The sequence below is a fragment of the Flavobacterium sp. GT3R68 genome, assembly GCF_007109225.1.
Classification (GTDB): Bacteria; Bacteroidota; Bacteroidia; order Flavobacteriales; family Flavobacteriaceae; genus Flavobacterium.
This window is the reverse complement of the sequence record NZ_VJZK01000002.1, coordinates 460,708-469,175: the sequence shown is the minus strand read 5'-3', so window position 1 is coordinate 469,175 and position 8,468 is coordinate 460,708. Positions and strand designations below refer to the sequence as shown.

Below are 8,468 nucleotides of genomic sequence, written 5' to 3'. Positions count from 1 at the left end.
AATCAAATACTTTTTTCTTTATCTCAGTATGTTAAGATATTATTGCATTTATCTGTCAATTCAAATTGATATTTATTGCAAATGATTGCCCAAAGCAATTGTAACAACCTTAAGGTGGTTATTGCGGCGGGGCTCACCTCTTCCCATCCCGAACAGAGTAGTTAAGCCCGCCTGCGCAGATGGTACTGCAGTTATGTGGGAGAGTATGTCGTCGCCTTTCTTTTTAAAAGCCTGTCTGAAAAGACAGGCTTTTTGTTTTTACAGGTGCGACGCAGTTCGGGCTATGCCCTTCGGGTCGTCGCCTTTGCTTCGCCAGTTCGGCAAAAGCCTCGAGTCTTTTTAAAACCCGTTTCGTAAGAAACGGGTTTTTTGTCTTAAAAATAATGCACATAAGAAATCCCCATCAAGATATTTGATGGGGATTTCTTGTTTAAATGTTGTTCGCGTGAGGGATTGCAGCGGCATCCCACGCTTTTTGGCGTGGATACAGCATAAAGCCCGACCCTTGTGGGCACGCACTAAAAAGGCGATGCTATAGTTCAAATTGGTTTTTCTTCTCCTGAATATCCCGTGCGTTGCGGGGATACGTTAGTGCTTTTGGTAATTTTTAAGCGACAAGTAATCGAATATGTATTAAATACCATAAGCTGCCCAGTTTCGGACAGCTTATTATAATTAAGAATTGTTGAAGGATCCTTTTATTCTTTAATAAAGCGTTTAGTACGAACCAATGCACCATCAGTAACTTGAATAATATAGATTCCGGACGTTAGTGCACCTACATTAATTGATTTGTTGTCGGTGTCGCCATTTGCCACTTGCTGTCCGGTCAGGTTATAGATTGTATATGAAGTATTACTTTCAAAACCTGAGAAATTTAATGTTTCACCTTTTACGGGATTCGGATACAATTTGAAAGCCGGTCTGCTAACTTCTTTATTTTCTGTTTCGGAATCATCAACTTTTACAGATTCACCAACATTTTCATTATCAGTTTCAGGTTTGGCAGTGGCTCCTGTAATAATGTTAACAGTATAATCTTCCACCTCTCCGTTAGTAAACGTTTCACAGGCTGTCGGTGGAGCATTATATTTCATTGAAACTCTCATTCGGGTAATTCCTGATACTGCTGTAGAAGGAATGATAAAGCTGCCGCTTACAGATGTAGATTTTGTTTTTGATTGGCTGAAAACAAGTTCATCAGGGCCAAAAGTTCCATCATGGTTATAGTCGATCCAAACACAATAAGCTTCATTGGCCGACATACCGTTCCATGCCGGAGTTATGGTCATTAAGGCTGTAGAACCTGATGATAAATTGGTTGAAAACGCAGTGTAATTGCCGTATCCGTTGTTATTCCCTGAAAGATTGTTGATGGAACCTAATTGGACACGATTAATAAATTCTCTGGCAGTACTTCCTGTTGAATTACAATAAGTAACGCTGTTTGATAACGTGGTTACGTTAACGGTGTTACTGTTAGCGGATAGGTTTCCGGCGGCATCTTTAGATTTTACATAGAAAGTGTAAGTAGTTGAAGCCGATAAACCGGATACTGCTAACGTTGTAGCGGTAGTAGTTGTTTTCAGCACACCATTCTGATAAACGTTATAACCGGTAACACCGACATTATCTGTAGCCGCTGACCATGATAAGTTAGTTGCAGTTATAGTAGTTCCCGAAGCAGTCAACGTTGAAACCGATGGAACCGTAGTGTCTGCAGCAGGAGCCAAAGTTGTTACGTTTGAAGTGTTACTTGGTGATGATACGTTTCCCGCCGCATCTTTAGATTTTACATAGAAAGTGTAAGTAGTCGAAGCCGATAAACCGGATACAGCTAACGTTGTAGCGGTAGTAGTTGTTTTCAGCACGCCGTTCTGATATACGTTATAACCGGTAACACCCACATTATCTGTAGCCGCTGACCATGATAAGTTGGTTGCAGATGTAGTAGTTCCCGAAGCAGACAACGTTGAAGCCGTTGGAATTGTAGTGTCTGCAGCAGCTAAAGTTGTGACGTTTGCAGTGTTACTTGCTGTTGATACGTTTCCAGTAGCATCTTTTGCTTTTACATAGAAAGTATAAGTAGTTGAAGCCGATAAACTGGATACAGCTAACGATGTAGCGGTAGTAGTTGTTGTCAGCACCCCGTTTTGATAAATGTTGTAACCGGTAACTCCTGTATTATCAGTAGCCACAGTCCAAGACAAATTAGTGCCTGAAGTTGTAGTTCCTGAAGCAGAAAGCGTTGAAGCTGTTGGCGCCGTAATATCGGCGGAGCCTGAGCCGGTAATAGTCAAGTTTGCATTGTTTACATCAAAGAAAATGTGGTTGCTACCCTTAACCATGATTCGGTTAGTTGCTCCTGGCATATTTGGGATTACAATACTTTGTGCACCATCGTTAGGCGTTCCTGCGAGTAAAACGATTGGGAATGTTTGCCCACCATCGGTTGATAATAGAATGTCTACGTTGGCGCAATTCACTCCATTTGCATTCGTACCGGCAACAGTCCAGCTAATCACCTGTGAGGTACCGGCGGCATACGATACAACAGTGTTTTGCGTATCTACGGTAAAAGGTCCGGCAATTCCATTCACAGTTACAACCATATCATCGGTGTTGTTGGCAGAACCTCCGGCGCGGTTATCACGAACTGTTAAACGTAAGCTTAATATACGGGCAACCCCTGGTAAAGTTTCCACATTGAATGTTGCGCTTACTGGAGAATTGGGAGTTGAAGTCAATCCAGTTAGAATAGAATTCATAGTAGGGAAATATCGGGTTGGAGAAGTAGTTGGCAGATAAGATCTGAAAATAGGACCTGTAGTAGCTGTAGAAATTGGAGATGTGGTGGTGGCAGTTCCTAAATCCATTTCTTCCCAGGTATAAGTCAAGTTGTCATTATTAGCATCTGTTGCAGAACCTGTCAGCATGAAAGGGGTCCCTTTTGGGATGGTATAATCAGTTCCGGCATTCACTATTGGAGTGGCATTGCCAGTTGAGATAACTGTAGCACTAGTTTTAGTTTTGATATTATCGGTTACTTGTTGGATGCTGATCGCATGGAAATAATCATCGGAATGTGATTGAAGATTATAGCTGGCATGTCCCGCATAGCCCATGATAGTTGAACCACTTCCGGGCTCCATTTGTGAGGTGTTTTCACTTTCAGTTCTATAAGTGAAGGTATGGGTTGCGCCCAGTTGATGTCCCATTTCATGAGCTACATAATCAATGTCGAAACTATCTCCTGAAGGAATACTTTTGCCTGTATAACCGCTACCCTTAGATCCATCTATACCAACACATCCGATACAGTTTGCATTTCCGCCAGCCGTAGTTCCTCCAAATAAATGACCAATATCATAATTTGCTTCTCCAATAACGGCGGTCAGGTTAGATTGTAGTTGTGATCCCCAGTATGTTGAGGCATCAGTATATGGATCTGTTATTGCCGAGGTGTAGATAACGGAGTCATTATTAGCTATTAGAACTAGTCTCACGCTAAAATCTCTTTCGAAAACACCATTCAATCTAGTTATAGTATTAACCATAGCTGCTAAGGCTAAAGCTTTGGTCCCACCGAAATAAGCAGCATATTCTCCGGTACAGGATACTGCCAGTCTGAAAGTACGAAGCTTACCATCATCAGCGCCACGAGCAAAGGTATTGGTCGATTGTCTAAAAGTTTTCATTTCAGTATCGATAACACCACATTCAAATTTATCCAATGTGCTTTCCTTATCGGATTTTTTATAAACAGTATAGGTTGCGTTGTCAGAGCTTACAGGTTCGATAAAGACAGTTTCCTTATTTGGATACAAGGCCATGGATTTGAATCCTAAAGCTGAACAGCTGAAATAAGCTCGGGCATTGGGATTGTCCACACCAACAGCTACATAGGATTTAATATCTGGATATTTGGCTGCTAATTCCGGAGCCATAACGGTGTTTTCGTAAACTTTGAAGCTTTCCATTTTACCTTCTCCATTTGGTAATGTAATGATTGTATTGGAGGTGGTGTTGAAAGTCTCTCTGTTAGGAGATTTGCCCAACATCTTTTTCATTTCGGGCAAATCTAAATCGAAAGTATTCTTTTGTGGCAAGTGTGATTTAGTAATTTTTCCAGAAGTTTCTCTTGCATCACTTTTTTTCCATAAATCATTTTTGCTTTGAGCAATTGCGAAGGTGCTGATAAATAATAAGGCTGCGCAAATTAATTTTTTCATAAAAGGTATTCTTTGTTAACTGCCTCAAAATTAAAGTGTTAAATTAATTTATCGGTGAAAACAACAAAAAAATCGATGAAATACACGTTTTTTTTCTATTTATAAGATTTACGCTATAGCGCATATTATTTAAGATAGAATTAATAAAACAATTCTGTAATATTATCATTATCAATTATTTGAGGCTATATAAACTTATATTATTATGGTCAACAGCGAGAAAATTTTAATAATTGCAAAAATTAATTTTAAAAGTTTATCAAATGAAGGTAAAAATATTTTGTCTAATATTTAATACAACATAGCCACAGGAAGGGTAGCCAATTTCGACAGCTGTAGCTAGCAGTATCGTACTATTGTTGATTGTGAAGGCTGTGAATTGATACAATGTTTAACATCAAATTACCATTTTATTTAAATAGTATTTATTTGTAACTAATTAAAAATCAGTAACTTTACGTAAGTTTTCGCCAAAACATCATATTGTTGGTTTTACTTCAGGGTTTTTATTATGTTTAACTTATACAGTTTTTTTTCGGGAGATTTTTCAATTTAATTTTGTTTCCGCACCCAATTCCACACCATCGCTTTTTCTATTAGTTAGGGGTTTTACTTTGTTTAACTTTTGAGATTCTTCTTTGCAGAAGTTTTCAATTTAAATTTTATGTCCCATCTATCCTTATATTTTCTTATTGGTAATATGGCTTTAAAACCATCTTATTATGAAAAAATTATTATTCTATCGTGAGAATTCCCAATGGGCAAATCGCTCTTTAATCCATTCGGTGCGGGTATTTGTGGATTGCATTTTAAAAAATTTATTAAAAAACACATTTTCTGATTTAAATCTTACTTTGAACTATACGAAAGGCTTGAAAACTGTTTCGTCGATTTGTTTACTATTTTTACTTTCCGGGTTATCCATTAATTTCGCATTTGCTCAGCAAGCGGATTTACGTGATTTAACTGATGCGTTTGAACCCGGTAAATGCCCCGCAGATGATATTCAAACTTTATCTGCCAGTATAGATACCGGAATTCCCTGTAATACTTGTACAGCAACATCTAGTGTCACTGCTGATTTTACTATCAGAATTAACCATAAAACAGAAAGTGGTGGCAGGCATTTAGCGATTTGTGGTACCGTAGTGGAAACCTTAGCCGGAGGCGGACAAGTGTTGCATGACATTTCTCAATGTTTTGGCCCACTTCTTAAAAATTCAGACCAAACGGGGGGTGGACAAGACTTGGCTGCGGGCCAACTTACTTTTACTTGCGGCAGTACCCTTGTATTAACAGATATTCTATTAGTTTGGACAGCTGCTAATGGTGAATGCCCTGTAACGTTGGCAAATAATCCAAATGGTAAATATTGCTGGAACAATCCAGATATTAATATTGACCCACCGTTTAATGCATCTGTAACACAAGTAGATGCAGAATGTTATGGAAGTGCGACTGGTTCCATCAATTTGACACCAGTTGGCGGAGTTCCACCATATACTTATGCATGGACTACATCTGATGGAGCTATTCCGGCAGGTCAGGAAGACGATCAGGATTTATCCGGATTAGTTGCCGGTACTTATGATGTAACGGTTACGGACTCGCATGATTGTACGGTTTCGGTTCTTGGTACTGTCATAGGCCAAGACTCTTTGATATTACCTGATATCACGAAAGATCCAGGCAGTGCTACTACTCTATGTGGAGTTAGTGCGACGGCAGCTCAGGCTGCAATTGATACTGCGTTTAATACGTGGTTAGCTGTAGCACCCGTGGCAAGTGGAGGGACTCCTCCTTACACAGTAGCTATAACAAATCCGGCCAGTCCGACCGATCCTGTAGCGCCGTCCTTTACCGGTGGAATCACCTCAGTTACATGGACAGTTACAGATTCTTGTGGACAAACCGATACAGTAACAGCGGCATTTACCGTGTCAAATCCTTGTGCTCCTGTCTGTGAAATAACTGACACAACTAATCCAGCTTGTTTTGGTGACACGGGTTCGATTACAGCTGTAGCTTCTGCCGGATTTCCTTCTTACACTTTTTATCTTTACGACACTTCCGATTTGAGTCAAGCGGTAGCGACTAGTCCTGCTGTTGATAATGATGCCAATCAAAGCTTCGCAACGTATACCTTCACTGGGTTAAGTGGTGGAACATATCTGGTTGTGATTACTGATAGCGTGGATCAAACTCCGATACCAGATATCAATTCTGGTTGTCAAAATACTATTACTCAGCCAGATGCCGCACTTTCTAGTACTATAAGTGATGTTGATGTCTTATGTTACGGAGCCGCAACAGGATCGATAGATTTAAGCCCTTCAGGAGGCACACCACCATATACTTTTGCGTGGACAGCTTCTAATGGAGGCGCTATTCCGGCAGGTCAGGAAGACGATGAGGATTTATCGGGATTAGTTGCAGGTACTTATGATGTAGTGATTACGGATGCCAATGGTACTACCGGAGGCTGTAGAGCTACGGATCAAGCGGTGATTAGTCAGCCCAACGCAGCTTTATCAAGTCAAATTAGCGATGTTGATGTCTTGTGTTTCGGGGCCGCAACAGGATCGATTGATTTGACTGCATCCGGAGGAACACCGCCATATACTTATGCATGGACAGCTTCTAATGGAGGCGCTATTCCAGCAGGTCAGGAAGACGATCAGGATTTATCGGGATTAGTTGCAGGTACCTATGATGTAATGATTACGGATGCTAATGGTACCACCGGAGGCTGTAGTGCTACGGACCAGGCGGTGATTAGTCAACCCGGCACAGCTTCATCGAGTGCTATCAGCGATGTTGATGTATTGTGTTACGGAGCCGCAACGGGATCTATTGATTTGACTCCATCGGGAGGAACACCACCATATACTTATGCATGGACAGCATCTAATGGAGGTATTATTCCGGCAGGTCAGGCTGATGATGAGGATTTATCGGGATTAGTTGCAGGTACTTATGATGTAGTGATTACCGATGCCAATGGTACAACCGAAGGCTGCGGATCATCGAATCAAGCCGTGATTAGCCAACCAGCCGCAGCTTTATCAAGCACCATCAGCGATGTTGATGTGTTGTGTTTTGGAGCCGCAACGGGATCAATTAATCTAAGTCCGTCGGGAGGAACACCACCATATACTTATGCATGGACAGCTTCTAATGGAGGAGTTATTCCGGCAGGTCAAGCTGATGATCAGGATTTATCCGGATTAGTTGCAGGTACATATGATGTAGTGATTACGGATACTAATGGTACAGCCGGAGGTTGTAGAGGTGCGAATCAGGCAGTTATTAGCGCCCCTTCCGCAGCGCTTGCTGGATCAGCAACACCAACAGCTGAAAGTTGTGCGTCTCACGATGGTTCTATTGCCTTAACAGTAAGCGGCGGTACACCACCATATTCTTATTTGTGGAATAATGGTGCAACAACTGAAGATCTGAGTGGATTAACAGCTGGAACTTATACCGTAGTAATAACTGATGCGAGTAATTGTACTGCAAATTCAGGAGCAACTGTAGGAGCGCCAACAAACTGTACAGGAAACGAAGGATGTACTTTAGGTTACTGGAAAAACCATACAAACAGATGGTGTTCACAATATACCACTTCAATGAGGTTTGGTGCGGTATTTGTAAATGCACCATCCAATCTTGCTAATTTAACTTTACTGCAAGCGCTGAATTTGGGCGGAGGTGGTATTTATAATTTAGCACGTCAGGGAGTAGCGGCTTTACTGAACGCTTGTAGCGATGAAGTGGATTATCCTGGACCTTATTTTGGTAATCCTCAAGCGGTAATCGATGCTGTTAATGCGGCATATTTAGCGGGAGGAACAAGTCCCGGAATCTTAGCAAGCCAATTGGATGCTCTTAATAATTCAGGTTGTCCTTTACATGGAACTCATGCTACTAATGATGTTGTACATGAACCAATTGTTAATATCTCAATATACCCAGTACCATTTAAAGAAAATATCACTATTCGTTACGATTTCAATTATAAAACTGATGTTAGAATAGAAATATTGAATGCACAGGGAAAAATGCTGATGAGTTATGATGACCCAAACCCATACTTAAATAAAGAAGTAACTTTAAATGTTAAATCTCACAATGAAGTGCAAATGTATTTTATAAAAGTGATTACAAATAAAGGGGTCACTATTAAAAAAGCGATGTCTCGTAAATAAATAATCTTTAATTAAAAAAGAGGCTGTC

At 40.5% G+C, this 8,468-nt stretch carries 2 protein-coding genes and 1 rRNA gene; 2 read left to right on the top strand and 1 reads right to left on the bottom strand.

Annotation, left to right across the window (positions count from 1 at the left end; genetic code table 11):
• Positions 1-110: 110 nt before the first annotated feature.
• Positions 111-220, top strand: a 5S ribosomal RNA gene (gene rrf, locus FNW07_RS06510).
• Positions 221-698: 478 nt separating this feature from the next.
• Here rrf and FNW07_RS06505 read toward each other — a convergent pair.
• Complete coding sequence (locus FNW07_RS06505; protein ID WP_126745218.1) at positions 699-4,232, bottom strand: reprolysin-like metallopeptidase; 3,534 nt, start codon at positions 4,230-4,232, stop codon at positions 699-701.
• A 722-nt stretch (positions 4,233-4,954) separates the two neighbouring features.
• Between FNW07_RS06505 and FNW07_RS06500 the strand changes: the two genes are divergently transcribed.
• Positions 4,955-8,440, top strand: a complete 3,486-nt coding sequence (locus FNW07_RS06500) for a T9SS type A sorting domain-containing protein (RefSeq protein ID WP_126745217.1) — start codon at positions 4,955-4,957, stop codon at positions 8,438-8,440.
• Positions 8,441-8,468: the final 28 nt, after the last annotated feature.